Here is a 24,490-nt window from a genome sequence, read left to right as displayed (position 1 = left end):
TTTAAGGTAAATTAATCCACTATCTAAGGCAATGATAAATGCTGGGTAAATGATACTTCAAATCAAGCAGAAAGGGAGACGAACAAAGCAGCAATTGAGGGGTTTCTTCTACATTTTTCCATAAAAAAACACCGCCGTAAGGCGGTGTTCTTTTAAAGCGTTAGCAATGATTAAGCTTCTGCAACAACAGAGATCTTAACAATAGCTTTAACTTCAGCATGTACTTGTACTTCAATTTCGAAGTCACCAGTAGTGCGTAAAGCACCTAAAGGTAAACGGACTTCAGATTTAGCAAGTTCAACGCCAGCTGCAGTTACTGCATCAGCGATGTCACGGTTGCCAATTGAGCCGAATAATTTACCTTCATCACCTGCTTTAGAAGCGATAACAACGCCTTCTAATGCAGCTAATTTTTCAGCACGAGCAGTCGCTGTAGCTAAGTCAGCAGCTAATTTAGCTTCTAATTCAGCACGACGAGCTTCGAACTTTTCAATGTTTGCAGCGTTAGCAATAACAGCCTTACCAAAAGGTAATAGGAAGTTACGTGCATAACCAGCTTTAACTGAAACTTGGTCGCCTAAGCTACCTAAGTTTGCGATTTTATCTAGCAGAATAACGTTCATTATCTAATCCTCTGTATTCGATTAAGAATTAATACTGCAATTACTGATGTAAATCAGTGTATGGCAGTAGAGAAAGATAACGAGCACGCTTGATAGCGCGAGCTAGTTGGCGTTGATATTTAGCACTAGTACCAGTGATACGGCTAGGAACAATCTTGCCGCTTTCAGTGATGTAGTTCTTTAAAGTTACAATATCTTTGTAATCAATTTCTGTAACGCCTTCAGAAGTGAAGCGACAGAACTTGCGACGACGGAAATAACGTGCCATTTGACAGTCTCCTAAGTTTTCAATTCGACATTTTCAGCATGCAAGACTAATCGGTTTTGACCATTTCGTCCTTGTTGGAGTGAAAGAAATCCTTCAACTTCAACTTGCACACCTGCTTTTAATTTATCTGCGACGCTATTAAAGCGTTGACCACTTAACACGACTTGTATGAGGCAGTATACGTTTCGTAATAAGTCTGCATCATACCGTTGTGACTTATGCTCTAGGGTAATAATCGTATGATTTATACCGCTTGGGCTACTCATTTGTTTTGAACGTGTTATGGTTCCGAACAAAGTTAAGTGATTATTCACAGAGTAAAATTACTCAGCGATTTCTTCAGCGTTTGCTTCTTCAGTGTTACGATCGTCAGAAGTTGAACGACGTGAATCGCGCTCATCTTTTGCTTTCGCCATTGGAGATGCTTCAGTAATAGCAACTTTAGTGCGCATTACCATGTTACGCAGAACAGCGTCGTTGAAACGGAAAGCTGTTTCTAACTCTTCGATAGACTCTGCAGTTGCTTCTACGTTCATAAGAACATAGTGAGCTTTATGTAGGTCTTGAATTGGGTAAGCCAATTGACGACGGCCCCAATCTTCTAAGCGGTGAATTGTACCGTTAGCAGCGGTGATAACACCGGTGTAACGCTCAATCATACCAGGGACTTGTTCACTTTGATCTGGGTGAACCATGAATACGATTTCATAATGACGCATCGTATTGCTCCTTACGGTTAAGTAGCCTCGTTTTGGCTCAGTCAGACCAAGTTTGAGGCAAGGAACGAATTAAAGTGACTGATTTGAGCGCGCGATAATACCTAAACAGTTAAATAAACTCAAGCAATAAAGTATTCTTTTCAGCTTTATTGATTGCGGTTATCATGTCGGCAGTTAAAAGTGGGTTACAGCAAATAATTATAAATAGTGGTAAAGATGAACAAAGTGTTGTTGGCGTGTGTTTTTATGTTATTTCCAGCTCAAGCATGGGCGCTTGTGCCGCCAGATTTTCAGGAACCTGACAGTAATTTCAAGTCGGAAATTGAAGCAGGCTTGCAACTCAATAGTGGTAACAATGAAACCAGAAACTTTAATGCTAGAGCCTATTTAAGCTACGACACTGCCACGACAAAACAAGAAGGTACCTTTAAAGCTTATTATGCCGCCGATGGTAGTAAATCCACTGCTGAAAAGTATGATGTATATTTGCAGACAAACTATAAATTAAATCGCGGTTATGTGTTTGGTCGTGGCGAATTAACTTGGGATCAATTTGGTTCATTCACTCGTATTTACACGCTTTCTAGTGGTTATGGTTTTGATTTAATCAAAAATCGCACCACCAATCTAAGCTTAGAAGTAGGCCCTGGTTATCGTTATGACTTACCCAATGAGTCAAATACAGATCTTGATTTGGATGCCAATCAAGATGTTATCTTGCGTAGTGCAGCAAAATACACCATTAAACTACAAGAATATACCAGCTTAAATGCCGATATCACTGCAGAAACCGGTAAATCGAATAACACCCTAACACTGGATATGAGCTATAAAAATACTTTTATCCAAGATTGGGCTTTTAAGATTGGCTTTTATGTTAAGTACACCTCGGACGTACCAGAAGATAGCCAAAAAACAGATACAGTGACAACATTTAACTTGCTTTACACGTTCCAGTAAATTGCGTTGCATACATGAATGACGCCCAATCATTAATTAGATAGAGGCTGTGTGATGACAAGTCCACTGCGTAGTTTTACCTCTTTATACAGCACTACATTTATGATGGTGCTTGCTGCGGGTCTGTTAACAACCTACCTTGGTCTTAAACTTACTAGCATGAATGTCGCGCCAATTTGGGTAGGTGGCATGATGTCGGCTTACTATATCGGCTTAGTTTGCGGTTCTAAAATAGGCCACAAGCTTATCGCCCAAGTAGGACATATTCGGGCCTTTGTGGCTTGTGCTGGTATCGTAACAGCCTCGGCAATTGGTCATGCTCTTATTAACGATTTGACCATTTGGCTGATCTTACGCTTATTTGTTGGCATGGGCATGATGTGTCAATACATGGTGCTAGAAAGCTGGCTTAATGAGCAATCAGAACCTAATCAGCGCGGCACAGTCTTTGCCAGCTATATGATTGTGTCTTATTTAGCGTTAATGGCTGGTCAAGGTGCCATCAGCTTTTATCCAGAACTCGGCTTAGAACCATTATTACTTATCGCGATGTGCTTTGCTTTATGTATAGTTCCCATTGCCATTACTCGGCGGATCCATCCTGAGCCATTAACCCCTGCACCACTTAATATGAAGCATTACTGGCGACGAGCTCCACAAGCATTAACCACCATCGCCTTGGGTAGTATGATGGTGGGTAGTTTTTATGGTTTAGCACCAGCTTATGCCACTAACCAAGGTATTGAACCCCAGCAAGTTGCTGTTTATATGATGTGCACTATTTTTGCTGGTTTAATTGCGCAATGGCCCATGGGAAAGCTATCAGACTTAATGCCTCGCAGTCGATTAATCCGTATCAATTGTTCTTTATTAGGCCTACTGGTGATCACCATTGCAATAGTGCCATTTGATGCCGTTTATTCACTTATTTTAACTGGTTTGTTTGGCGTGCTTGCTTTTACCCTTTATCCATTAGCAACCGCACTGGCTAACTCACGAGTTGAACAACATGAGCGCGTTGGCTTATCAGCTACAATTTTGGTTACCTTTGGTGTTGGCGCAAGTGTTGGGCCGCTGATAGCTTCGGCTTTAATGCAGCAATTTGGTGATTTTATGCTGTATGGATTTATGAGCCTATGCGCTTTTACTTTGGTTATTCGCTTATTGTTCATCAACCAGCGCCAAAAAGCTGAAGAGTCTAGCAGTAGTGATTACATTATGGCAGGTGGTGATCTCGTGTCATCACCCTTGGCAGCAGCTATCGATCCTCGCGTTGATACAGCATCCGTACAAATGCAGATGATAAACCCTAATGAGGATGCTTTTGATAACTTAGATGATGATTATGAGGTTTATCAAGCAAACCATCCCGATTTAGACACCCAAGCCGTTAATGTGCCCGTAACAGATGATGCAGATGAACAATTAGCAGATTACAACGCAGCTTACGCCCCAGATGAAGAGTCAACTCAAAACACTAAAGGCCGTTAATCAGCAACAAAAATGCGAGCCTTAATTAGGGCTCGCATTGGTTTTAAACTGGATTTAACCTAAACGTTGACGCACGGCTTCAAATAAACAAATACCGGTTGCTACCGACACATTTAAACTTGAAACACTACCTGCCATAGGAATAGAGATTAATGAGTCACAGCTTTCTCGGGTCAATCTTCGTAACCCCTTTCCTTCCGCTCCCATAGCAATAGCAAGCGCGCCTTTAAGGTCGGCTTGATACACATTGCTATCAGCCTCACCTGCAGTCCCTACAATCCATACACCTTGCTCTTGTATATGGCGCATTGTGCGCGCTAAGTTTGTTACTTGAAATAAAGGTACGATTTCAGCGGCACCGCAAGCCACTTTACTAACAACGGCGGTCAGTCCAACAGAGTTGTCTTTTGGTACAATCACGCCATGTACACCAGCGGCATCCGCATTGCGCAAACAAGCACCTAAGTTATGCGGGTCCGTAACACCATCAAGGATCAAAAAGAAGGGCGTTTTGTCTGCGGCACTTAGCTCGTTTAATAAACCATCTAAATCTGCTTCAGATAATACTTTAGCCGCTTTGACGCGGGCGACAACCCCTTGATGTTGAGTGCTTTCGGCCTTGTCGTCTAAGACTTTTCGGGCTGCACGTTGTGACTTCACTCCAGCCTGACTTGCGGCATTCACAATAGGCATTAAACGTTCATCATCACGGCCTTGTAATAACCAAAGCTCAATCACCCGCTCTGGACTATTGTTTAATAAGGCTTCAACGGCGTGAATACCAAAAATAATATCTTGTTTTTTCATTTAATTACTTTCTCTTGCTACGTTTAGCAGGTTTAGCTTTATCAGCGGCTTGGCTAGTACGCGTTTTTTTAGAGCCCGTCTTTTTAGGTTTGCTCGTGGCTTTTTTAGCTGAACCTTTTTTGGGGCTAGATGCTTTTTCGGCGCCTTTTTTGTCCGTCTTGCTACGGCGCTTACTCGGGTTATCCGACTTAATGGCGTTAGCTGATTTAGTTGACTTAGCTAACTTTGCGCCTTCAAGATTGACTCGCTCACGGGCCGTTAGTGGTTTATTCCCGTTGCGGCTTTTACCACGGCCTTTGTTATTATCGCCTATCATGACTAAATCAATTTGACGATCATCTAAATTAACCGCTGCAACCTTAACACTCACCTCATCACCGACTTGGTATACCTGACCAGAGTTTTCCCCAATTAAACGCTGACGCATTGGGTCAAACTTGTAATAGTCGCTTACTAAACTGGAAATATGTACTAAACCATCAATAAACAGGTCGTTCAAACGCACAAATAAACCAAAGTTAGTCACTGAAGCGATAACCGCATCAAAGTTGTCACCCACATGATCTTGCATGTACTCACATTTCAGCCAATCGCTGACATCGCGGGTTGCTTCATCTGCGCGGCGCTCGGTGGTTGAGCACTCTTCGCCAAGTAACTCTAACTCTTCAAGCGTATAGTGATAACCGCCGTCTTGAGTCCATTTATCTTTAACACTACCGTCTTGATTAGCCGTTAAAAATTTAATCACTCGGTGCAAGATTAAATCTGGGTAACGACGAATCGGTGACGTAAAGTGAGAGTACTCATCTAAGGCTAAACCAAAATGACCTTCGTTGTCTGGCGTATAAATTGCTTGACGCATTGAGCGCAGCAACATCACTTGAATCAATTCAGCATCAGGCCGGTCTGCAATTTTTAACATCAAATTTTGGTAATCGGCTGGTTCAGGCTCTAAGCCTCCATCCATTGATAAACCACGCTCAGCGAGAAACTCTTTAAAGTTAGTTAGCTTCTGCTCTGATGGTGCTTCATGGACCCGATATAACACTTCACCTTTGTGTTTTTTAACAAACTTAGCCGAGGCTACGTTAGCTAAAATCATGCATTCTTCAATAATCTTATGCGCTTGATTACGACCACGAGGCACAATTTTCTCTATTTTACGCTGCTCATTGAAAATAAACTGGGTTTCTAGTGTTTCAAAGGCAATCGCCCCACGCTCTGCACGGCGCTCGTCTAAGGTTAAATAGAGTTGCTGTAGGCATTGAAGATGACCAAATAACGCCTGATGCTCAGGCAGTATCGCGCCGCCTTCTAACATGTCAGCCACTTGGGTATAAGTAAGTCTGGCATGCGAATGCATTACCGCAGGATAAAATTTATATCCAGATAATTTACCGCTGGCAGCAATCGTCATCTCCGCAACCATACATAAGCGATCCACGTGCGGATTTAACGAGCATAAGCCATTGGAAATTTTTTCTGGCAGCATCGGAATAACTTGCGATGGAAAATACACTGAGTTACCACGACGTCGGGCTTCAATGTCTAATGCCGAGTCGGTACGCACATAATGACTGACATCAGCAATAGCAACCCATAAACGCCAACCGCCACTAGCTTTAGGCTCAGCATAAACCGCATCATCAAAATCTCGCGCATCTTCACCATCAATGGTCACAAGTGGCAAATGACGTAAATCAACTCGCCCTTGTTTGTCTTCTTCAGGCACTTCATCTGGAATGCGTTTGAGTTTTTTCTCAATAACCGCTGACCAGGTATGTGGCAAATCGTAATTACGTAGTGCAATTTCAATTTCCATACCCGGTGCCATGGTTTTACCTAACACCTCAGTCACCTTTCCTGCAGCCTTAACAAAGCGGCCAGGACGACGAGTTAACTCAACCACGACGACATCACCTGCACGTGCACCATTTTTGTCTTCGTTGGCAATAAGAATTTCTTGAGTAATGCGGCGATCATCTGCAATAACAAATGCCATACCGCCATCAATATGATATCTACCAACTAATGCAGCTGCTCGCTCATGCACTAAACGTACGATACGAGCTTCACGGCGTCCACGACGATCAGTACCGGCCTTTTGAGCCAATACTTTATCACCATGGAAATACATCAACATATCTCGGTTGTTAATAAATAAGTCATCACCGCCTTCATCTAGCTTTAAAAAGCCAAATCCATCACGATGTCCAATAATAGTGCCTGACAGTAAATCCATTCGCTCTGGTAAGCCATAACTTTGACCACGAGTAAACACCAACTGGCCATCGCGTTCCATGGCACGAAGTCGACGACGCAAGGCCTCTAACGGCTCTTCATCAGTGATTTTTAATGCTTCAGCAATTTTGTCACGAGAAACCGGTGACGTTTGGGCGCGCAAGTATTCTAAAATAAACTCACGACTAGGAATGGGATTGTCGTACTTGTCTTGTTCTCTCTCAAAATGAGGATCGTTGATCATTCAATTTCCAAATAGTCGGTATAGGATTATTGTCTATACCTTATTGCATATAAAGTTGTTGCTGCTGAGCCCGCTCAACAATACTGGTAGGCATTTGCGCAGCAAGTTTTTTTAATAAAGATGAGGCTTGTTTTTGCTGTTCTTTATCATCAAAAATACTATTGTATAGCCAATGATAGCCCATTTCGTAGTCTCTTGGGCTGCCATACCCTTCAGCAAATAATTTTACCAACATCATTCTGGCTTTAACATCACCATTTGCGGCAGCCGGTAACACATATTGTACCGAACGCTCACGATCTTTGGTGACGAATTTACCCTGATAATAATAATCAGCTAACTTGAGCATTGCCTCGGGGCTACCTTGCTCAGCAGCTGTTTGTAACATTGCCATTCCACGGCTTGGATGTGCTTTAACACATACCCCATGGTTTAGCATTTCGCCCCATAAAAACTGATAAAGAGGCTGTTGTAACACTTGTGCGCGTGCTTCAATATCTTGCACTAATTGGCATTCATCTATTTTTACACGCTGTAAATACTGCTCTTTACGGATAAGCTCAATCAACTGCTCATCACTATAAATATCAAATGCAACTGACTCAGCTGTCACACTCGGCGACAACCAAACAGCAGGTGATGTGATAAGCAAAAGTATTAAAAGCCGTAACATAAAGATTCTCTATGACAATTCGATTAATCAATTCATCGGCTAACAGGCTATTTTCTGAACCCTTAAACAGAATAAATTAAAAACAACTCTCATTAAAAAGGCCGCTAAATGCGGCCTTTTTGGATGTAGATTTTAGTTAAAAGGGTTAACTAAAATCATGGTCTCATTACGGTCAGGACCGGTTGAGATAATATCGATTGGAGTTTCAAGTAACTCTTCGATGCGCTTGATATAGTTAATTGCTGCAGCAGGTAACTGATCAATTGAGGTTGCACCGAAAGTGTTTTCCTTCCAACCTGGCATAGATTCATAAACAGGTGTCACTAGCTCATAGCCTTCAGCTGCAAGCGGTGTCACTTTAGAAATGCTACCATCTGGATTTTGATAACCCACACAGATTTTAACTTCTTCTAAGCCATCTAAAACGTCAAGTTTGGTTAAGCAAAAACCACTTACACTGTTGATTTGAACTGCACGGCGCATAGCCACTGCATCTAACCAACCAGGACGACGCTTACGTCCCGTAGTTGCACCAAACTCTTGACCTTTCTCACCGATATAATCGCCAATTTCATTAGCTAATTCGGTTGGGAAAGGACCTGCCCCAACACGAGTTGTGTATGCTTTCATGATACCTAGCACATAGTCTAAGTGACGTGGACCAAATCCTGAACCTGTTGCAACACCACCGGCAGTAGTGTTTGACGAAGTTACAAATGGATAAGTACCATGGTCGATATCAAGTAAAGTACCTTGGGCGCCTTCAAATAAAATCGGCTCACCGGCTTTGCGTGCTGTATCTAGTAACTCAGTCACATCAACACACATGCTCTTCAGATAGTCAGCAATGGCTAAGGCATCATCAAGTGTTTGTTGATAATCAACAGCATCAGCTTGATAGTACTCAGTTAACATGAAGTTATGATACTTCATGACTTCTGCAAGCTTAGTCGCGAATAATTCTGCATTGAATAAATCACCGACACGTAAACCGCGACGAGAGATTTTATCTTCATATGCAGGACCAATACCACGACCAGTCGTACCAATAGCGTTGTTACCACGCGCTTTTTCGCGAGCAACATCTAATGCACAATGGAAAGGTAAAATAAGCGGACATGCTTCAGAAATAAGTAAACGTTCTTCTACAGGTACTCCGCGCTCTTTCAGCATGTTGATTTCTTTCATCAACGCATCAGGTGCAAGTACCACACCGTTACCGATAATGCATTTTACGTTATCACGTAAGATACCTGACGGAATAAGATGTAGAACGGTTTTATCACCATCGATTACCAATGTGTGACCGGCGTTGTGGCCGCCTTGGTAACGAACTACGTATTTTGCCTGTTCTGTTAAAAGGTCGACAATCTTACCTTTGCCTTCGTCACCCCATTGAGTGCCGAGTACGACTACGTTTTTGCCCATTATTTGCTGCAAGGTTGTGGTATAAAGTCGAATTTTAACAGATTTTAGGGGGCGTTAGGCAAGTTTTTTATTGAAAAATAATCAACAAAACGATACCTGCAGTGACCAAAGATCCACCTAAGCGCCTGAGAACATTTTGGTTTTGGCCAGAAAGCTCTAGTAAATATTTTTTCCATTTTTGTGGAAATAGTAATGGACCAATACCTTCAATGATTAACACCAAGGCGATTGCGGTTACAAATATTTGCATACTCATTGAATCTTTACTGCCTTATTAAGCTTAATTTAGGACTTTAAGGTGTCTAACTATAACAGCTTTAAGTGGGAGACTTATCAATACCAAATGACTATATCGGCTCATTAAGTACGATATTTCAGTATTATTTAAGCAATAAAAAACCCAGCATAAGCTGGGTTTTTTGATGTTCCAAAACGAATTAACGCTTAGAGAACTGTGGCTTACGACGTGCTTTACGTAGACCCACTTTCTTACGTTCAACTTTACGTGCATCACGGGTAACGAAACCAGCGCTGCGTAATGTAGGACGTAAAGATTCATCAAGTTGCATTAGTGCACGAGTGATACCGTGACGAATAGCACCAGCTTGGCCAGTGATTCCACCGCCCTTTACTGTTACATAGATGTCTAATTTTTCAGTCATTTCAACTAACTCTAATGGCTGACGAACAACCATACGAGCAGTTTCACGACCAAAATATACATCTAATGGACGTTGGTTAACAACGATGTTACCACTACCAGCTTTAGCGAAAACGCGAGCAGTAGATGTTTTGCGACGGCCAGTGCCGTAGTACTGAGTTGCAGACATTTTTGCTTACTCCCGTTTAGATATCAAGAACTTGTGGTTGTTGTGCAGCATGGTTATGCTCTGCGCCTGAGTAAACTTTAAGTTTACGGAACATAGCACGGCCCAAAGGACCTTTTGGTAACATACCCTTAACCGCTTTCTCAATAATCATTTCTGGCTTGTGAGCTTGTAGCTTTTCGAAGCTGATTTGCTTGATGCCACCAGGGAAGCCTGAATGCGAGTAGTAAGTCTTACCAGCTGCTTTGTTACCAGTTACAGTGACTTTTTCAGCATTGATAACGATGATGTAATCACCAGTGTCAACGTGTGGAGTATATTCTGGCTTGTGCTTGCCGCGTAAGCGAACAGCGATTTCAGTTGCGATACGACCTAAAGTTTTGCCTTCAGCGTCAACAACAAACCAGTCGCGAGTTACCGTTTCTGGTGTAGCAGTAAATGTAGTCTTCATTATACAAAAACCCAATGTTTAAAATTCTGTCTCACATGCTGAATGCAAATGCAATCAACACAAAATTACCGATTCTTGCCCCTTCGAGCATGAATATTGGCTTACAACTTCCGCCCCATTCGGCGGAGTAACGTGGGCAGGTGGCGGATTATACGCAAACAAGATGTAAAAATCACCTGCTTTTTAGGAAAAAATACAAATAATTTGATCACTTAATCGACAAGATTTACGCCTGCCATGACAAGGTGAATGATGGCATCTTATGGTAAATGTTCTAATTTAAGATAATCATGGGATTGCATTTCAATCAGCCTTGAACGGCAGCGACGAAACTCAAAGCTTAATAAGCCTTGGGTATATATTTCCTCTAAAGGCACTTGGGCTGAAATAATCAACTTAACATTACGCTCATAAAACTCATCCACCATCGCCAAAAAGCGTCGTGCAATATCATCACCCGTTAATTGATCACCCATTTGCTCAAGGTTGCTTAATAGCACTGTATGGTAAAGTCGGGCGATTTCCATGTAATCACGTTGTGAACGTGGTCCATCACATAAATCCCTGAAATTTGCTAATAAGACCCCTTGCGACTGTTTTATGATGGCAATATGTCGACCATCGATTTCAAGCGAATCCGTAAACACCTCTGATTCAGGCGCAAGCTGTTTAAAGTAAGTTTGTAGATTTTGCTCAGCTTGCTGATCTAATGGATAATGATAAATCTCAGCTTGCTCTAATGTGCGTAAGCGATAATCAATACCAGAGTCAACATTCAAAATTTGGCAATGCTGATTAATGAGCGCAATGGCCGGTAAAAAACGCGCCCGTTGTAAACCATTTTTATACAGTTCATCAGGAATTATGTTTGATGTGGCGACTAAAGCAACTCCCTCTTTGAATAAGGCTTGAAATAGCGTACCAAGTAGCATAGCGTCAGTAATGTCTGACACAAAAAACTCATCAAAACAGATAACTTGATATTGTTTTGCCATCTTTTTTGCAATGACAAGTAACGGATCTTGAATACCTTTTTGTTCATCTAAATCATGATGAAGTTGATGCATAAAGCGGTGAAAATGCGCTCTTAGCTTCTTATCACCTGGCAAAGCATCATAAAAGGTATCCATCAAGTAGGTTTTACCGCGGCCAACACCACCCCAAAGATATAAACCTTGCACACTTCTTGCTGGCTTCTTACCTAACAATGACATCATTTTAGCTAAACCTGATGTGGGTTTATTTACTTCTAATAGCTCATCATAAACCCGTTGCAATGCTTTAACCGCCTGTTCTTGTGCAAGATCATGGGAAAAATCATCACGCTTTAAATCTTGTTGATAATGCTGCCAAGGAGTCAACTGGGTCACAACGTTTGCTCGCTAAATGAAATAAATGGACGCGAATAATAACATTAAAGCGAATAGGCAAGTAACCGCTTAACTCCATTAAATTAACCTTTGTTAATCGTCGATGAACTAATGCAAACAATCACAACTCAGACTGATTAGTCATGATTATGAACTCTCGGCATCAAACTCTTAACTTTAAAAGACGAACAAACACTTAGAGCACATTGATATACAAAGTCGCAATCCAAAATGATTAACGATATTTAACTTTGAAATCTGACATACAAACCACATATTTTATGTAAAGCGTGTATGTCAACAGGAGCCACATTAATGAAAACGAAATTGACTTTAGTTTCAGCCGCCTTATTAACCGCTTCATTAACTCTTATGCCTGCTATCTCACAAGCGGCGCTCCCGCAATCCGTTGATGGGCAAGCATTACCCAGTTTAGCGCCCATGTTAGAACGCACAACACCCGCAGTAGTGTCGGTAGCGGTCTCTGGCACTCAAGTATCAAAACAGCAGGTTCCCGATGCTTTTCGTTATTTCTTTGGGCCAAACGCTCCACGCGAACAAGTACAAGAACGTCCATTTAGAGGTTTAGGTTCTGGGGTCATTATTGATGCGAACAAAGGTTATATAGTAACCAACAACCATGTTATTAATGGCGCAGATGACATTCAAATTGGTTTAAGTGATGGTCGTGAAATCACTGCTAAGTTAATCGGTTCAGACAAAGAATCAGATATTGCATTATTACAGATTGAAGCGAAAAACTTAACAGCGATCAAACAAACCGATTCCGATGAAATTCGAGTCGGTGATTTTGCGGTTGCGATTGGTAATCCATTTGGCTTAGGCCAAACCGTAACCTCTGGCATTGTTAGTGCGTTAGGCCGCAGCGGTTTAGGCATTGAGATGCTAGAAAACTTTATTCAAACTGATGCCGCGATTAATAGCGGTAACTCAGGCGGCGCTCTGGTCAATTTAAATGGTGAGTTAATTGGTATTAACACCGCCATTGTTGCGCCAAATGGCGGTAATGTTGGTATTGGCTTTGCTATACCAGCCAATATGGTTAACAACTTAGTGCAGCAAATTATTGAACATGGTGAAGTTAAGCGTGGCGTGCTAGGTGTAACTGGTCGTGATTTAGATAATGAACTCGCCAAAGCCTTTGGTCTTGATACTCAACATGGTGCATTCGTTAATGAGGTTGTACCCGATAGCGCTGCCGACAAAGCGGGTATCAAAGCCGGAGATATTTTGGTTAGCGTAAATGGTCGTAAAATTAAAACCTTCCAAGAACTCCGTGCCAAAGTTGCCACCATGGGCGCAGGCGCTAAAGTTGAGTTTGGATTAATTCGCGATGGTGATAACAAAACGGTTAAAGCCACTTTAGGTGAAGCAGATACCGTTGTTGCCGCAGCAGGATCATTACACCCAATGCTACGAGGCGCTAAGCTAGAAAACGGTAGTAAAGGTATTGAAATCACTGAAGTTGCTCAAGGTTCTCCTTCAGCGCTAGCGGGCCTACAAAAAGGTGATGTGATTGTCGGCGTCAATCGTACTAAAACTAAAAATCTGCAAGCATTGAAAAAACTGCTAGAAGATCAGCAAGGTTCAGTGGCATTAAAAATCTTACGGGATAACAATATCAGCTATCTCATATTGCGCTAAACCAAATGGCTAACCAGCCTAGGATATTGGAATATTGGTTAGCATAAGCTAATGTTAGCAATCATAAAAATAAGCATCGAAGTGGCAACTTCCATGCTTATTTTTTTTGGCTATGTTAGTATTACACACTCATTTGCCCTATTTTCAGACTATGAACGTTAAAGACATTTGCATATACCTCGGCAAAGCCATCCTTTTTGGTCTGATCATGGCTGCAGTTTTTTTACTTGCCACTTCATTTTATGGTAGTCCGTTTAAAAGCGGCTTAACCCATCGCGCAGATATTAGCTCTGAGCTTTCATTTTCTAAAGCAGTTCGCCGCGCAGCCCCTGCGGTAGTTAACATATATAGTTTGAGCATAGATCAAACAAAGCCCCTTAATTCCAGCTCTTTGCAAGGATTAGGCTCTGGAGTGATCATGAGTAAGCAAGGTTATATATTAACCAACTACCATGTCATTAAACGTGCTGATGAAATTGTTATCGCCTTACAAGATGGAAGACGGTTCACATCTGAGATTGTCGGTTCAGATCCTGAAACCGATTTAGCCGTGCTAAAAATTGAAGGTGATAACCTTCCGGTCGTACCCATCAATATAAATAATCCTGCACTAGTTGGTGATGTAGTTTTAGCTATTGGTAATCCCTATAACTTAGGGCAAACCATCACTCAAGGAATTATTAGCGCTACCGGTCGCAGTGGTTTAAGTTCTGGATATTTAGATTTCTTACAAACTGATGCTGCAATTAATGCAGGTAATTCTGGTGGTGCATTAATTGACACCACAGGAGAAATTATCGGCATAAACACTGCAGCATTTCAGGTTGGTGGAGATAATGGTGGTAACGGTATTAGCTTTGCTATTCCAATAAAATTAGCACACAGCATTATGAATAAATTGATTGCTGATGGTCGCGTTATCCGCGGCGCTCTGGGTATCTCTGGTGAACCGTTAACGCCAGTCGTTGCCCAAATATTGAATTTGCCCGATTTAAAAGGCGTATTTGTGACAGGAATTGATCCTAATGGGCCTGCTGCAGTGGCAGATATCCAACCACGAGATGTGATTGTGGCTTATGAAGATGAAGAAGTTCCTGGCGTTGAAATGCTGATGGATAGAATAGCCGAGACCCCACCAGGTCAAAAAATCATCTTGACGATTATTCGTAAAGGTCAAAGGCAACAAGTGCCAGTTTATATTGTGGAAAAAAGCACATTGCCAGAATAACCAATTAAAAATCATTAAAAAAGCCATCAACGCGTTGATGGCTTTTTACTAGCATGTATTTAATTAAAATTAAGACACGCGCACAATTTCACCGCCAAGGCCTTTGAATTTTGCTTCAATATGCTCATAACCACGGTCAAGATGATAGATGCGATCAACGGTCGTTGTGCCTTCTGCCATTAAACCAGCAATAACTAAGCTTGCTGAAGCGCGTAAATCAGTTGCCATGACTTGCGCACCATTTAACGACTCAATCCCTTCGATAATACAAGTATTGCCTTCAAGCACCATATTGGCACCCATTCGGCTAAGCTCTGGTACATGCATAAAACGGTTTTCAAAAATCGTTTCTGTCACACGCCCTGTTCCTTCTGCTAACGCATTAAGAACACAAAACTGTGCTTGCATATCTGTTGGAAATGCCGGATAAGGCGCTGTTTTAATATTAATGGCTTTAGCACGTTTGCCATGCATATTCAGCTCAATCCAATCTTCACCTGTCGTGATTTCAGCACCAGCATCTTCAAGCTTTAACAATACGGCTTCTAATGACTTAGGATCAGCCGCTTCACAACGAATATGACCACGAGTAACCACAGCGGCGACGAGGAATGAACCGGTTTCGATGCGATCTGGCATGACTCGATATTCACAACCTTGGAGGCGTTCAACACCTTCAATGGTTAATGTTGCAGAACCAATACCACTAATTTTGGCACCCATTGCGACTAAACAATTGGCCAAATCAGATACTTCTGGCTCACGAGCTGCATTCTCAATTACCGTTGTGCCATCAGCCAAAGCCGCTGCCATTAATAGGTTTTCAGTTGCGCCAACACTTACCATATCCATAAAAATATGCGCGCCTTTTAAGCGGCCATCAACTCTGGCTTTAATATAGCCTTCTTTCACTTCGATTTTAGCGCCCATTAACTCTAAACCATGAAGGTGAAGATTCACAGGACGCGCCCCGATGGCACAACCACCAGGCAATGACACATCTGCCTTACCATAACGAGCAAGCAGTGGGCCTAGAATAAGAATAGAAGCACGCATGGTTTTAACTAGATCATACGGTGCGCAAAACTCATTCAAATTATCGGTAGAAATACGAATGCGGCCTTGACCTAATTCTTCAACGTCTGCACCTAAACAACGCAATAATTTACAGCTAGTATTTACGTCACGTAAGTTAGGCACGTTAGACAAAATAAAATCGGTTTCAGCCAATACCCCTGCCATCAAAATTGGCAACGCAGCATTTTTAGCGCCTGATATCACTACATTGCCTGTTAAAGGCTGGCTAGCTTTAATGGTTAATTTATCCACTGATTTCTCGATGATTACATATTAAAAAGTTTTTCACGCTTCCACTGAGTCGGCGTAAACGTCTTGATGGTTAACGCATGTAGTTCACCACTAGCGATATTGTCAGCCAACGGCCCATAAATAGCCTGTTGCTGTTTTACTCGGCTCATTTCTTCAAAGCACTCACCCACAGCCACCACTTTGTAATGACTACCATCTGATGTGACGTGTACTTCTGAAAGGGGTAAAGCGTCTAAAAGAATTTGCTCAATAACTTTGCAATCCATGAATTTTACCTTTTTACGAAGCTGGCTTTGGCAGCAAACTTCTAAATTCGTTAAATAACTACTGGGTTAATTTATCTTGCTGATGCAGCAAAAAATGCATCTAAATCATATAACTCAATCATTTTTGTTAATTGAGCACTAGGATTAACTAAGGTCCGTGACATGGGCACATTCGCAGCGGATTGTTGCTCATTATCCGTTACACCCTCAATGCTTGGGAATCCTTTCATAGCTAATAGCATGGCGATACCGGCACTATCAGCATAAGTCAAAGCCGACAAGTCTAACACTTGGGTGGATGCAGTAAATAGTTGATGACGATTAGGCCACAATTGTGTGACCTCATCTTGAGTTAATTGCCCTTGCAGTAAACAAGTCTCGCCCTGTTGTTCAAAGCTAATCACGCGGGATTGCCTCCCGTTTGCGTTTGATTGTCTATTTTCTGCTGCGCTTTCTCATTCAGCATAGTGATCACTGATTCAATGCCTTGTTGACGAATTAAATTGGATATTTCTGATTGTTTCGAAGCCAGCAAGCTCACTCCTTCAGCAACTAAATCGAATACCTTCCATGTGCCATCTTTCAAGCGACGCGCTTTAAACTGTACCTTAATCGGTGGACGTCCATTCTCAATAATCTGCATATTAACATCAGCAAACTTTTCTTGACGGAAATCAACGGCAGGATCAAATGCTAAGGTTTGATCGCTATACTCAGTCAAGGTTTGCGCATAGGTGGCAATCAAATAACTTTTAAATGCTTCAACAAAGCGATCTCGTTGATCATCATTGGTTTCACGCAAATATTGGCCCATTACCTTGTAAGCCGTGTACTTGTAATCGACATAAGGCATTAGCTCATCGGTAACAATCACTTCAATATAATTTTTATCTTGAGTGATTAAGCTCTTATCTTGCTGAAAACGGTCAAAAACTTGATTTGAAACCTGCTTCACTAATTCATAAGGATCTTTAGTGTTTACCTCAGCAGCGAATATCTGCGTGCTCAATAGCAATAAAATCACAGGAAATATACGGACTGACAGTGCTTGCATAAACTCGCTCCTATTTATCTTTTGAAGACATGCTGTATAACAACTGACCAATTAAATCTTCTAAAATCAGCGCGCCTCGGGTGTCATGAACCTTATCGCCATCACCAAGCATAGCAATATCATCATCAATAAAGCCTGGGGTTAAGCCAATAAATTGCTCACCAAGTAAACCGGAAGTTAAAATAGATAAACTACTGGTTTCAGGAAACTGATCATAACGCTTATCCATGGTCAAGGTGACAATGGGCACCAGTTTACGATCATCAAGAGTAATTTCAGAAACTCGCCCAACAACCACGCCACCGACTTTTACCGGTGCTCGAACTTTAAGTCCGCCAATATTATTAAATTCAGCAATAAGTGAATATTTACTATCCTGAGTGTCTACTTTGACATTAGCCACATTGAAGACCAATACACAAAACGCAATCAATCCTGACAGTAAAAACAGACCGACTAACAACTCAATTTTCCGTGTCAACATACGCTTAAACCACTTAATAAGTTAATGAATTAATCTTAATTTCCGAACATGATTGCCGTCAGCAAAAAGTCCAAGGCTAAAACCGCTAAACTGGCCTGCACAACCGTAGAGGTGGTTGCTCGACTAATTCCTTCTGGATTGGGCATCACTTCATAGCCTCGGTATAAGGCTATCCAGGTAACCACTATACCAAACACCGTACTTTTAATGATTGAATTGGCAATATCTTGTCGCCATTCAATGGATGCCTGCAAAATTGACCAAAATGCACCACTGTCGATGCCTTTCCACTCAACCCCGACAAGGTGGCCGCCAAAAATACCTACTAAGCTAAACATCAAGGCAAGTAATGGCATGCAGATCACTCCAGCCCAAAAACGTGGAGCAATCACTTGCCTTAAAGGATCAATCGCCATCATTTCTAAACTAGATAACTGTTCAGTAGATTTCATCAGGCCAATCTCGGCGGTTAATGCTGAGCCAGCACGCCCAGCAAACAGCAGCGCTGTAACAACCGGTCCTAGCTCACGTAATAAACTAAGTGCCACCATAGGCCCCAAACTGTCTTCAGTGCCAAAGTCGACTAACAAAGTGTAGCCTTGAAGCGCTAACACCATGCCAATAAACAAACCTGATACAATAATAATCACCATTGAACGTACGCCAAGCACATAAATTTGCTTCACAACTAATGGCATCATCTTTTTAGGATTTGGCATGTGCACCAGTGCACGCCATAGCAGTAATCCTGCATTGCCTAAACTTGCAATCAGCCCGATAGCATAGCGGCCTATATCTGCAATCCAATTAATCCCCTGCATTAATTAACTCCTGTAAATAATCGGCAGCTGGATAATGAAATGGAACAGGCCCATCGGGAGCTCCTTCAATAAATTGTTTTAATTGAGGATTGTCAGCGTCTCTTAGCTCTGCTGGCGTACCTTTGGCAATCACTTTTTTGTCTGCAACCACATAAACATAATCAGCGATACCAAGTACTTCTTTTACGTCGTGAGAGATCACAATTGAAGTGAGCTTTAACGAATCAGATAATTCACGGATCAATTTAACCAGCATCCCCATAGAAATAGGGTCTTGCCCTGCAAATGGCTCATCATACATTACCATTTCAGGTTCTAATGCTATCGCTCTTGCTAACGCAGCGCGACGTTGCATACCGCCAGACAACTCACTTGGCATCATATAAGCCGCGCCCCTTAAACCAACCGCCTGTAGCTTCATTAAAACAATACGACGAATGATTTCCTCAGGCAGACCAGAATGTTCCCTCAACGCAAAGGCGACATTGTCAAACACATTCATATCAGTAAACAAAGCGCCGCTTTGGAATAACATACTCATACGTTTGCGTAATTGATAAAGCTCACTGCGTGATAATTGATGAATATTTTGACCATCAAATAAAACCTCACCACTGTCAGGTGTTAACTGCGCCCCAATCAATTTAAGTAAGGTGGTTTTGCCTATACCACTGGGTCCCATGATGGCTGTCACTTTTCCTTTGGGGATAATCAGTGAAATATCGTCAAAAATAACTTTTTCACCTCGACTAAAACTAAGGTGTGAAACTTCTACTAATGGATTTTTGAGTACAATTGATGTATCAGACATGATATTTGAAGAGATAGTGGCCGTCCTAGCATTTCAATGACTATTAGATTTTACGTCAATGTTGCAGACCTAACAACAAGCACACCACAAAACACATCAATTATGAAACTAAATTAACCTTACAGCTAACTGATTAAAATAAATTCTCATATTGTTATTGATACTTTCAATTTAGTGCATTTGCAGGGAAAATAGCCCCAGAATTTAAATTGAAGGGATCTCATGTTAGTTAATATTTTATTATTATGTGCTGGTTTAGCGGTATTAATTTATAGTGCTGATAAGTTTGTTTACGGTGCATCAGCATTTGCGCGTAATCTTGGATTACCCCCCATGCTTATTGGCTTAACCATCGTTGCGATGGGAAGTTCAGCACCAGAAATGTTTGTTGCCGCAACAGCATCAATGGATGGCATGAACGACACCGCAATTGGTAATGTACTGGGTTCTAACATTGCCAATATCACCTTAATACTAGGCTTAACAGCCCTATTAGGTGCCATTTCCGTTGGTTCACAGACCTTAAAACGTGAAATTCCAATTATGTTAGCGGGCACGGTTTTAGCTGGCTATTTAATCCATGACGGCACGTTAACGCGAATGGAAGGCTTAATTCTTATAGCAGCCTTTTTGTTAGTGATGGGAACCTTTATTTTCCAAGCAATGCGTAACAAAGAAGCAGATGCGTTAGATCAAGAAATGGATGATGAGATCCCTAAAGACGTTAAGACAATTCATGCTATCATATGGATCATTATCGGTATGGTTTTGCTCCCTTTATCAGCCGGTTGGATGGTTGATGGCGCGGTTGGAATTGCCAAATACTATGGCTTATCCGATTTGGTGATTGGTTTAACCATTATTGCTATTGGCACCAGTTTGCCAGAACTAGCAGCCTGTGTGGCCGGTGTACTAAAAAAAGAAGACGATTTAGCCATTGGCAACATTGTTGGTTCAAACTTATTTAATATTTTGGCAGTGTTAGCCATACCGGGCATTATTGCTCCAGGCGCAGTTGACGCCGCAGCCATAGATAGAGATTTTTATATGGTGCTAGCCACTAGCACCGCATTAGCCGTACTAGTGTTATCTAGCGGAGCAAAAAAACAGCTTACACGCTGGCATGGCGCATTATTACTCGTTACCTTTATTGCGTACCAATACGCTGTTTTCAGCGCTCATTAATGGGGCATAAAGGACATTTTCAAAGAGAGATAGACATGGCAAACCAAGATCAATTTCGCCAATGGGGCCGTAAGGTTATTGATATTGAAAAAGCAGCTTTAGACAATCTTTATCAATTTGTTGATTCTGATGCCTTCGGCCAAGCTTGTGAATTAATCATGCAATGCAAAGGTAAAGTCATTGTCATGGGCATGGGAAAATCAGGCCATATTGGCAATAAGATTTCTGCAACCTTTGCTAGCACAGGTACACCGGCATTTTTTGTCCACCCAGGAGAAGCAAGCCATGGGGATTTGGGCGCGTTAGCCAAAGGCGACATTATTCTAGCTATTTCAAACTCTGGTGAGTCCAGTGAAATTCTAACCCTAATGCCCGTTATCCAACGAATGGGTGTGCCGGTTATTGCAATCACTGGCAAACCGGAATCCAACATGGCAAAACTAGCCAAACTGCATTTATGTATAGAAGTCCCAGAAGAGGCCTGTCCACTTGGATTAGCCCCAACATCCAGTACCACAGCAACACTGGTGATGGGTGATGCACTTGCTGTTGCTTTATTGCAAGCCAAGGGCTTTACTCGTGATGACTTCGCCCTCTCGCACCCAGGTGGTTCTCTAGGCCGTAAATTATTATTAAAAGTTAATGATATTATGCATAAAGGTGATAGCTTACCTTTGGTTAAGCAAGATATCTGTATCACCCAAGCCTTATACGAAATTTCTAATAAAGGCCTTGGCATGACAGCGGTTGTTGATGATAACAACACCTTAGTCGGTATTTTTACTGATGGTGATTTACGCCGAGTCATTGATGCTGAAGTAAATTTACGTACCACCCCAATATCACAAGTGATGACCGCAAATTGTGTGACTAGCCCAGCCGATGTGTTAGCTGCACAAGCCCTACAAGTGATGGAATCCAAAAGCATAAATGGTTTAATTGTGGTCGATGATAAACAGCAACCCGTTGGCGCATTAAATATGCTCGATATGGTAAAAGCAGGAGTGATTTAACATGGCTGACAATGCTCAAACCCATCAAGGTTTTTATGGCCCTATCAGCGATGATATTTGGCAACGTGCGCAAAAAATAAAACTGCTTATCTGCGATGTTGATGGGGTATTTTCTGATGGTCGCATTTATCTAAGCAACAGCGGCGAAGAATCAAAAGCATTCCATACTCGAGATGGATACGGCGTACGCTCGGTGCTAACTAGCGGCTTCAATGTTGCGGTGATCACCGGGCGTAAATCTAAAATTGTTGAAAACCGCATGACAGCATTGGGTATATGCGATATTCACCAAGGTGTCGACGACAAATTTGTACCCTTTAATACACTAATGAAAAAGTATAACGTCAGCGCGGATGAAGTGGCTTATATTGGTGATGACATGGTAGATTTACCTGTCATGAAAGCCGTAGGGCTTGCAGTTTGTGTTGCTGATGGTCACCCGTTTGTTAAGCAACATTGTCATATGGTTACTAATATCAAAGGGGGACATGGCGCACTACGAGAGCTGACTGACTTATTATTATTAAGCCAAAATAAATTTGAAGATGCCCATGGAATGAGTATATGAGTCGTTCCACTCTCGCCATTTGTGCCTTTTTTGGCTTAGCGCTTGCACTTTACTGGCAAGTGCAGCTCAAGCGCAGTCAAATGGACCTGACTAAAAGTAATAATATTGAGCGTCCCGATTATATTGCACAAGACTTAAAAACTACTGTATTTAATGAACAAGGTTACATTGACAATAAAATGACGGCCAAGCATATGGAACATTATGCTAGCAATAACAAAACCTTATTTACTGAACCCGTTTTGCTCATTTACCCAGAAAACGGTGAAGCTCTATGGCAACTGACCGCCGAAAAAGCCATTTTAGACCAAGATATCAATGAAGTAAGTTTACTCAACAATGTTATTATCGATGCTATCGATATGACTGAACCACTTCAATCTTTGTCTACTGAACAAATGACAATGGATTTAGAAACCATGATTGGTCGTTCAGAAGAGTGGGTACTATTAAAAGGCAATGGATTTCAAATTAAAGGCTTAGGTTTACATGCTGAGCTAAACGCAGAACAAATTACCTTGCTAAGTCAGGTAGAAGGAACATATGAACCAAACTAAGTTATCATCAACATACTTTACTCGCGCTAGTGCATTATGCCTATTCGCCCTCAGTGTGTTGTCATTTAACACTTCAGCTAAAGAAGGTGATTTACAGCAAGAATTAAAAATTGCAGCAGTCAGTCAACGCGCAGACATTAAAAACAATCAAATCATCTTTAATGGCCCTGTGAAAATCACCCAAGGTTCAATTAATATCAATGCAGATGAGCTAAGAGCCTTTTCAAGCGAGAACGGACAAACCCAAACCTTAGTTGCCACCGGAAATCCTGCGACCTTCTCTCAAGAATTAGATGATGGCCGCGTCGGTACAGCCAGTGCAAATGAAATTCGTTATGACTTAGCAACGACCACATTACTTCTCACTGGTAATGCTAAGCTTGATCAAGCGGGCAGCCAAGTTACCGGCAACATGATCCGCTATAACATAAATGCTCAGGAATTAGTTGCAGAAAGTACAGGCACAGGTAACGATCGCGTCATTACTATTATTCAGCCAGAAAACTTCCAAGAGGCTGATCCTGCTAGTCAGCCAAAAAGCCCTGAAACCCAGCTAGAAAAACAAGGTAACCAATGACTCAAATTACCTTAAAAGCCGAAAATTTAGCTAAAAGCTATAAAAACCGCCAAGTTGTCAAAAGCGTCAGTTTAACCGTTAAAACTGGTCAAATTGTGGGCTTATTGGGCCCTAATGGTGCAGGAAAAACCACTACCTTTTACATGGTTGTAGGACTAGTAAAAAGCGACAACGGCCGAATACTCATTGATGAAGACGACCTAACCGCAGACCCCATGCATTTAAGAGCACGTAAGGGCATCGGTTATCTGCCTCAAGAAGCGAGTATTTTTAGAAAACTAACCGTACACGATAATATTATGGCGGTATTGCAAACTCGCAAAGAAATCAGTAATGAGCAACGTTTAGAAGAACTTGAACATCTTTTAGAAGAGTTCCACATTACACATATTCGAGACAGCCAAGGTATGGCATTATCGGGGGGTGAACGTCGTCGAGTTGAAATCGCCCGAGCATTAGCGGCAAACCCTAAGTTTATCTTATTAGATGAACCTTTTGCAGGGGTAGACCCCATCTCGGTTATTGATATCAAGAAAATTATTCAACAGTTAAAAAATCGTGGTTTAGGGGTACTGATCACCGACCATAATGTGCGTGAAACCCTTGATGTATGTGAACGCGCTTACATTGTTAGCCAAGGTAATTTGATTGCCGAAGGCACACCGGAAGAGATCCTAAACAATCAGCAAGTTCGGGCTGTATACTTAGGCGAACAATTCAAGCTATAGTTAATCTGAGGTGTAATTTAAATCAACGATGATTAAATTCAATCAGTGATTCACAGTCACAATGTTAACGGATAAAATAACAACTAACATTCAGTTTTAATT

The 24,490-nt window shown here is 41.7% G+C and carries 29 protein-coding genes; 10 read left to right on the top strand and 19 right to left on the bottom strand.

Annotated elements, in window-relative coordinates:
• Positions 1-170: 170 nt before the first annotated feature.
• From rplI to rpsF, 4 genes are read right to left on the bottom strand one after another with little or no spacing between them, the layout of a single operon-like run.
• Positions 171-623, bottom strand: coding sequence for a 50S ribosomal protein L9 (gene rplI, locus HBH39_RS02630; RefSeq protein WP_167675360.1), 453 nt, complete (start codon positions 621-623; stop codon positions 171-173).
• A 40-nt stretch (positions 624-663) separates the two neighbouring features.
• Positions 664-891: a 30S ribosomal protein S18 gene (gene rpsR, locus HBH39_RS02625; protein WP_130598554.1), complete on the bottom strand. Its 228-nt coding sequence runs from the start codon at positions 889-891 to the stop codon at positions 664-666.
• Positions 892-902: 11 nt separating this feature from the next.
• Positions 903-1,205, bottom strand: coding sequence for a primosomal replication protein N (priB, locus tag HBH39_RS02620; RefSeq protein WP_167675357.1), 303 nt, complete (start codon positions 1,203-1,205; stop codon positions 903-905).
• 9 nt (positions 1,206-1,214) lie between these two features.
• Positions 1,215-1,610, bottom strand: a complete 396-nt coding sequence (rpsF, locus tag HBH39_RS02615; RefSeq protein ID WP_167675355.1) for a 30S ribosomal protein S6 — start codon at positions 1,608-1,610, stop codon at positions 1,215-1,217.
• A 216-nt stretch (positions 1,611-1,826) separates the two neighbouring features.
• Between rpsF and HBH39_RS02610 the strand changes: the two genes are divergently transcribed.
• Together HBH39_RS02610 and HBH39_RS02605 are read left to right on the top strand one after the other, a co-directional pair.
• Positions 1,827-2,570 (top strand): DUF481 domain-containing protein, encoded by a 744-nt coding sequence (locus tag HBH39_RS02610; protein WP_167675353.1) that lies wholly within the window; start codon positions 1,827-1,829, stop codon positions 2,568-2,570.
• Between the two features lie 54 nt (positions 2,571-2,624).
• Positions 2,625-4,061, top strand: coding sequence for an MFS transporter (locus tag HBH39_RS02605; protein ID WP_167675351.1), 1,437 nt, complete (start codon positions 2,625-2,627; stop codon positions 4,059-4,061).
• Positions 4,062-4,115: 54 nt separating this feature from the next.
• Here HBH39_RS02605 and rlmB read toward each other — a convergent pair whose 3' ends face one another.
• The 8 genes from rlmB to zapE all read right to left on the bottom strand — a co-directional run bounded on the left by rlmB (position 4,116) and on the right by zapE (position 12,102).
• On the bottom strand, positions 4,116-4,868 hold the full coding sequence (gene rlmB, locus HBH39_RS02600; RefSeq protein WP_167675349.1) for a 23S rRNA (guanosine(2251)-2'-O)-methyltransferase RlmB: 753 nt from the start codon (positions 4,866-4,868) through the stop codon (positions 4,116-4,118).
• A 4-nt stretch (positions 4,869-4,872) separates the two neighbouring features.
• Positions 4,873-7,353 carry a ribonuclease R gene (gene rnr, locus HBH39_RS02595; protein ID WP_167675347.1) on the bottom strand — a complete coding sequence of 827 codons (2,481 nt, stop codon included), beginning with the start codon at positions 7,351-7,353 and terminating at the stop codon, positions 4,873-4,875.
• Positions 7,354-7,393: 40 nt separating this feature from the next.
• Entirely contained in the window at positions 7,394-8,026 is a 633-nt protein-coding gene (locus HBH39_RS02590) for a tetratricopeptide repeat protein (RefSeq protein WP_167675345.1), read from the bottom strand.
• A gap of 132 nt (positions 8,027-8,158) precedes the next feature.
• A complete protein-coding gene (locus tag HBH39_RS02585; protein WP_167675343.1) occupies positions 8,159-9,454 on the bottom strand; it encodes an adenylosuccinate synthase in 1,296 nt (431 codons plus the stop codon).
• 67 nt (positions 9,455-9,521) lie between these two features.
• Positions 9,522-9,710 (bottom strand): DUF2065 domain-containing protein, encoded by a 189-nt coding sequence (locus tag HBH39_RS02580; RefSeq protein WP_167675341.1) that lies wholly within the window; start codon positions 9,708-9,710, stop codon positions 9,522-9,524.
• Between the two features lie 181 nt (positions 9,711-9,891).
• Entirely contained in the window at positions 9,892-10,284 is a 393-nt protein-coding gene (gene rpsI, locus HBH39_RS02575; protein WP_167675339.1) for a 30S ribosomal protein S9, read from the bottom strand.
• Between the two features lie 16 nt (positions 10,285-10,300).
• Positions 10,301-10,732, bottom strand: coding sequence for a 50S ribosomal protein L13 (gene rplM, locus HBH39_RS02570; RefSeq protein ID WP_167675337.1), 432 nt, complete (start codon positions 10,730-10,732; stop codon positions 10,301-10,303).
• 260 nt (positions 10,733-10,992) lie between these two features.
• Positions 10,993-12,102, bottom strand: a complete 1,110-nt coding sequence (gene zapE, locus HBH39_RS02565) for a cell division protein ZapE (protein WP_167675335.1) — start codon at positions 12,100-12,102, stop codon at positions 10,993-10,995.
• Positions 12,103-12,417: 315 nt separating this feature from the next.
• Here zapE and degQ point away from each other — a divergent pair, with 315 nt between their 5' ends.
• Together degQ and degS are read left to right on the top strand one after the other, a co-directional pair.
• Positions 12,418-13,767, top strand: a complete 1,350-nt coding sequence (gene degQ, locus HBH39_RS02560) for a Do family serine endopeptidase DegQ (RefSeq protein ID WP_167675333.1) — start codon at positions 12,418-12,420, stop codon at positions 13,765-13,767.
• Positions 13,768-13,918: 151 nt separating this feature from the next.
• Entirely contained in the window at positions 13,919-14,995 is a 1,077-nt protein-coding gene (gene degS / locus HBH39_RS02555) for an outer membrane-stress sensor serine endopeptidase DegS (protein WP_167675331.1), read from the top strand.
• A gap of 69 nt (positions 14,996-15,064) precedes the next feature.
• Here degS and murA read toward each other — a convergent pair whose 3' ends face one another.
• The 7 genes from murA to mlaF all read right to left on the bottom strand — a co-directional run bounded on the left by murA (position 15,065) and on the right by mlaF (position 19,760).
• Complete coding sequence (murA, locus tag HBH39_RS02550; RefSeq protein WP_167675329.1) at positions 15,065-16,324, bottom strand: UDP-N-acetylglucosamine 1-carboxyvinyltransferase; 1,260 nt, start codon at positions 16,322-16,324, stop codon at positions 15,065-15,067.
• A gap of 14 nt (positions 16,325-16,338) precedes the next feature.
• Entirely contained in the window at positions 16,339-16,590 is a 252-nt protein-coding gene (locus HBH39_RS02545; RefSeq protein ID WP_167675327.1) for a BolA family protein, read from the bottom strand.
• A 71-nt stretch (positions 16,591-16,661) separates the two neighbouring features.
• Positions 16,662-16,994 (bottom strand): STAS domain-containing protein, encoded by a 333-nt coding sequence (locus tag HBH39_RS02540; RefSeq protein ID WP_167675325.1) that lies wholly within the window; start codon positions 16,992-16,994, stop codon positions 16,662-16,664.
• A complete protein-coding gene (locus tag HBH39_RS02535) occupies positions 16,991-17,644 on the bottom strand; it encodes an MlaC/ttg2D family ABC transporter substrate-binding protein (RefSeq protein ID WP_167675324.1) in 654 nt (217 codons plus the stop codon). Before HBH39_RS02535 ends, HBH39_RS02540 begins: the two co-directional genes overlap by 4 nt.
• Positions 17,645-17,654: 10 nt before the next feature.
• The gene (gene mlaD / locus HBH39_RS02530) at positions 17,655-18,128 is read right to left on the bottom strand and encodes an outer membrane lipid asymmetry maintenance protein MlaD (RefSeq protein ID WP_167675322.1); all 474 of its coding nucleotides are present in this window, start codon (positions 18,126-18,128) and stop codon (positions 17,655-17,657) included.
• Positions 18,129-18,163: 35 nt separating this feature from the next.
• A complete protein-coding gene (gene mlaE / locus HBH39_RS02525) occupies positions 18,164-18,949 on the bottom strand; it encodes a lipid asymmetry maintenance ABC transporter permease subunit MlaE (protein ID WP_167675320.1) in 786 nt (261 codons plus the stop codon).
• Entirely contained in the window at positions 18,936-19,760 is an 825-nt protein-coding gene (gene mlaF, locus HBH39_RS02520; protein WP_167675318.1) for a phospholipid ABC transporter ATP-binding protein MlaF, read from the bottom strand. Before mlaF ends, mlaE begins: the two co-directional genes overlap by 14 nt.
• A gap of 222 nt (positions 19,761-19,982) precedes the next feature.
• Here mlaF and HBH39_RS02515 point away from each other — a divergent pair, with 222 nt between their 5' ends.
• From HBH39_RS02515 to lptB, 6 genes are read left to right on the top strand one after another with little or no spacing between them, the layout of a single operon-like run.
• On the top strand, positions 19,983-20,945 hold the full coding sequence (locus HBH39_RS02515; RefSeq protein ID WP_167675316.1) for a calcium/sodium antiporter: 963 nt from the start codon (positions 19,983-19,985) through the stop codon (positions 20,943-20,945).
• Positions 20,946-20,980: 35 nt separating this feature from the next.
• Entirely contained in the window at positions 20,981-21,958 is a 978-nt protein-coding gene (locus tag HBH39_RS02510; protein ID WP_167675314.1) for a KpsF/GutQ family sugar-phosphate isomerase, read from the top strand.
• Between the two features lies 1 nt (position 21,959).
• Positions 21,960-22,526 carry a 3-deoxy-manno-octulosonate-8-phosphatase KdsC gene (gene kdsC / locus HBH39_RS02505; RefSeq protein WP_167675312.1) on the top strand — a complete coding sequence of 189 codons (567 nt, stop codon included), beginning with the start codon at positions 21,960-21,962 and terminating at the stop codon, positions 22,524-22,526.
• On the top strand, positions 22,523-23,083 hold the full coding sequence (gene lptC, locus HBH39_RS02500; RefSeq protein ID WP_167675310.1) for an LPS export ABC transporter periplasmic protein LptC: 561 nt from the start codon (positions 22,523-22,525) through the stop codon (positions 23,081-23,083). Before kdsC ends, lptC begins: the two co-directional genes overlap by 4 nt.
• Positions 23,070-23,660 (top strand): lipopolysaccharide transport periplasmic protein LptA, encoded by a 591-nt coding sequence (gene lptA / locus HBH39_RS02495; RefSeq protein WP_167675308.1) that lies wholly within the window; start codon positions 23,070-23,072, stop codon positions 23,658-23,660. The genes lptC and lptA overlap by 14 nt, the downstream gene beginning before the upstream one ends.
• Positions 23,657-24,388: an LPS export ABC transporter ATP-binding protein gene (gene lptB / locus HBH39_RS02490; RefSeq protein WP_167675306.1), complete on the top strand. Its 732-nt coding sequence runs from the start codon at positions 23,657-23,659 to the stop codon at positions 24,386-24,388. The genes lptA and lptB overlap by 4 nt, the downstream gene beginning before the upstream one ends.
• Positions 24,389-24,490 lie beyond the last annotated feature (102 nt).

The sequence above is a fragment of the Shewanella aestuarii genome, assembly GCF_011765625.1.
Taxonomy (GTDB): Bacteria; Pseudomonadota; Gammaproteobacteria; order Enterobacterales; family Shewanellaceae; genus Shewanella; species Shewanella aestuarii_A.
Note: the sequence above shows the minus strand (reverse complement) of the source record. Positions and strands in the feature narration are given on the sequence as shown.

Excerpts from the sequence above, each read along its gene's own strand:
- rplI (WP_167675360.1), bottom strand. The coding sequence starts at position 623 with ATGAACGTTATTCTGCTAGATAAAATCGCAAACTTAGGTAGCTTAGGC.
- rpsR (WP_130598554.1), bottom strand. The coding sequence starts at position 891 with ATGGCACGTTATTTCCGTCGTCGCAAGTTCTGTCGCTTCACTTCTGAA.
- rpsF (WP_167675355.1), bottom strand. The coding sequence starts at position 1,610 with ATGCGTCATTATGAAATCGTATTCATGGTTCACCCAGATCAAAGTGAA.
- HBH39_RS02610 (WP_167675353.1), top strand. The coding sequence starts at position 1,827 with ATGAACAAAGTGTTGTTGGCGTGTGTTTTTATGTTATTTCCAGCTCAA.
- HBH39_RS02605 (WP_167675351.1), top strand. The coding sequence starts at position 2,625 with ATGACAAGTCCACTGCGTAGTTTTACCTCTTTATACAGCACTACATTT.
- rlmB (WP_167675349.1), bottom strand. The coding sequence starts at position 4,868 with ATGAAAAAACAAGATATTATTTTTGGTATTCACGCCGTTGAAGCCTTA.
- rnr (WP_167675347.1), bottom strand. The coding sequence starts at position 7,353 with ATGATCAACGATCCTCATTTTGAGAGAGAACAAGACAAGTACGACAAT.
- HBH39_RS02590 (WP_167675345.1), bottom strand. The coding sequence starts at position 8,026 with ATGTTACGGCTTTTAATACTTTTGCTTATCACATCACCTGCTGTTTGG.
- HBH39_RS02585 (WP_167675343.1), bottom strand. The coding sequence starts at position 9,454 with ATGGGCAAAAACGTAGTCGTACTCGGCACTCAATGGGGTGACGAAGGC.
- HBH39_RS02580 (WP_167675341.1), bottom strand. The coding sequence starts at position 9,710 with ATGAGTATGCAAATATTTGTAACCGCAATCGCCTTGGTGTTAATCATT.
- rpsI (WP_167675339.1), bottom strand. The coding sequence starts at position 10,284 with ATGTCTGCAACTCAGTACTACGGCACTGGCCGTCGCAAAACATCTACT.
- rplM (WP_167675337.1), bottom strand. The coding sequence starts at position 10,732 with ATGAAGACTACATTTACTGCTACACCAGAAACGGTAACTCGCGACTGG.
- degQ (WP_167675333.1), top strand. The coding sequence starts at position 12,418 with ATGAAAACGAAATTGACTTTAGTTTCAGCCGCCTTATTAACCGCTTCA.
- degS (WP_167675331.1), top strand. The coding sequence starts at position 13,919 with ATGAACGTTAAAGACATTTGCATATACCTCGGCAAAGCCATCCTTTTT.
- HBH39_RS02545 (WP_167675327.1), bottom strand. The coding sequence starts at position 16,590 with ATGGATTGCAAAGTTATTGAGCAAATTCTTTTAGACGCTTTACCCCTT.
- HBH39_RS02535 (WP_167675324.1), bottom strand. The coding sequence starts at position 17,644 with ATGCAAGCACTGTCAGTCCGTATATTTCCTGTGATTTTATTGCTATTG.
- mlaD (WP_167675322.1), bottom strand. The coding sequence starts at position 18,128 with ATGTTGACACGGAAAATTGAGTTGTTAGTCGGTCTGTTTTTACTGTCA.
- mlaE (WP_167675320.1), bottom strand. The coding sequence starts at position 18,949 with ATGCAGGGGATTAATTGGATTGCAGATATAGGCCGCTATGCTATCGGG.
- mlaF (WP_167675318.1), bottom strand. The coding sequence starts at position 19,760 with ATGTCTGATACATCAATTGTACTCAAAAATCCATTAGTAGAAGTTTCA.
- HBH39_RS02515 (WP_167675316.1), top strand. The coding sequence starts at position 19,983 with ATGTTAGTTAATATTTTATTATTATGTGCTGGTTTAGCGGTATTAATT.
- HBH39_RS02510 (WP_167675314.1), top strand. The coding sequence starts at position 20,981 with ATGGCAAACCAAGATCAATTTCGCCAATGGGGCCGTAAGGTTATTGAT.
- kdsC (WP_167675312.1), top strand. The coding sequence starts at position 21,960 with ATGGCTGACAATGCTCAAACCCATCAAGGTTTTTATGGCCCTATCAGC.
- lptC (WP_167675310.1), top strand. The coding sequence starts at position 22,523 with ATGAGTCGTTCCACTCTCGCCATTTGTGCCTTTTTTGGCTTAGCGCTT.
- lptA (WP_167675308.1), top strand. The coding sequence starts at position 23,070 with ATGAACCAAACTAAGTTATCATCAACATACTTTACTCGCGCTAGTGCA.
- lptB (WP_167675306.1), top strand. The coding sequence starts at position 23,657 with ATGACTCAAATTACCTTAAAAGCCGAAAATTTAGCTAAAAGCTATAAA.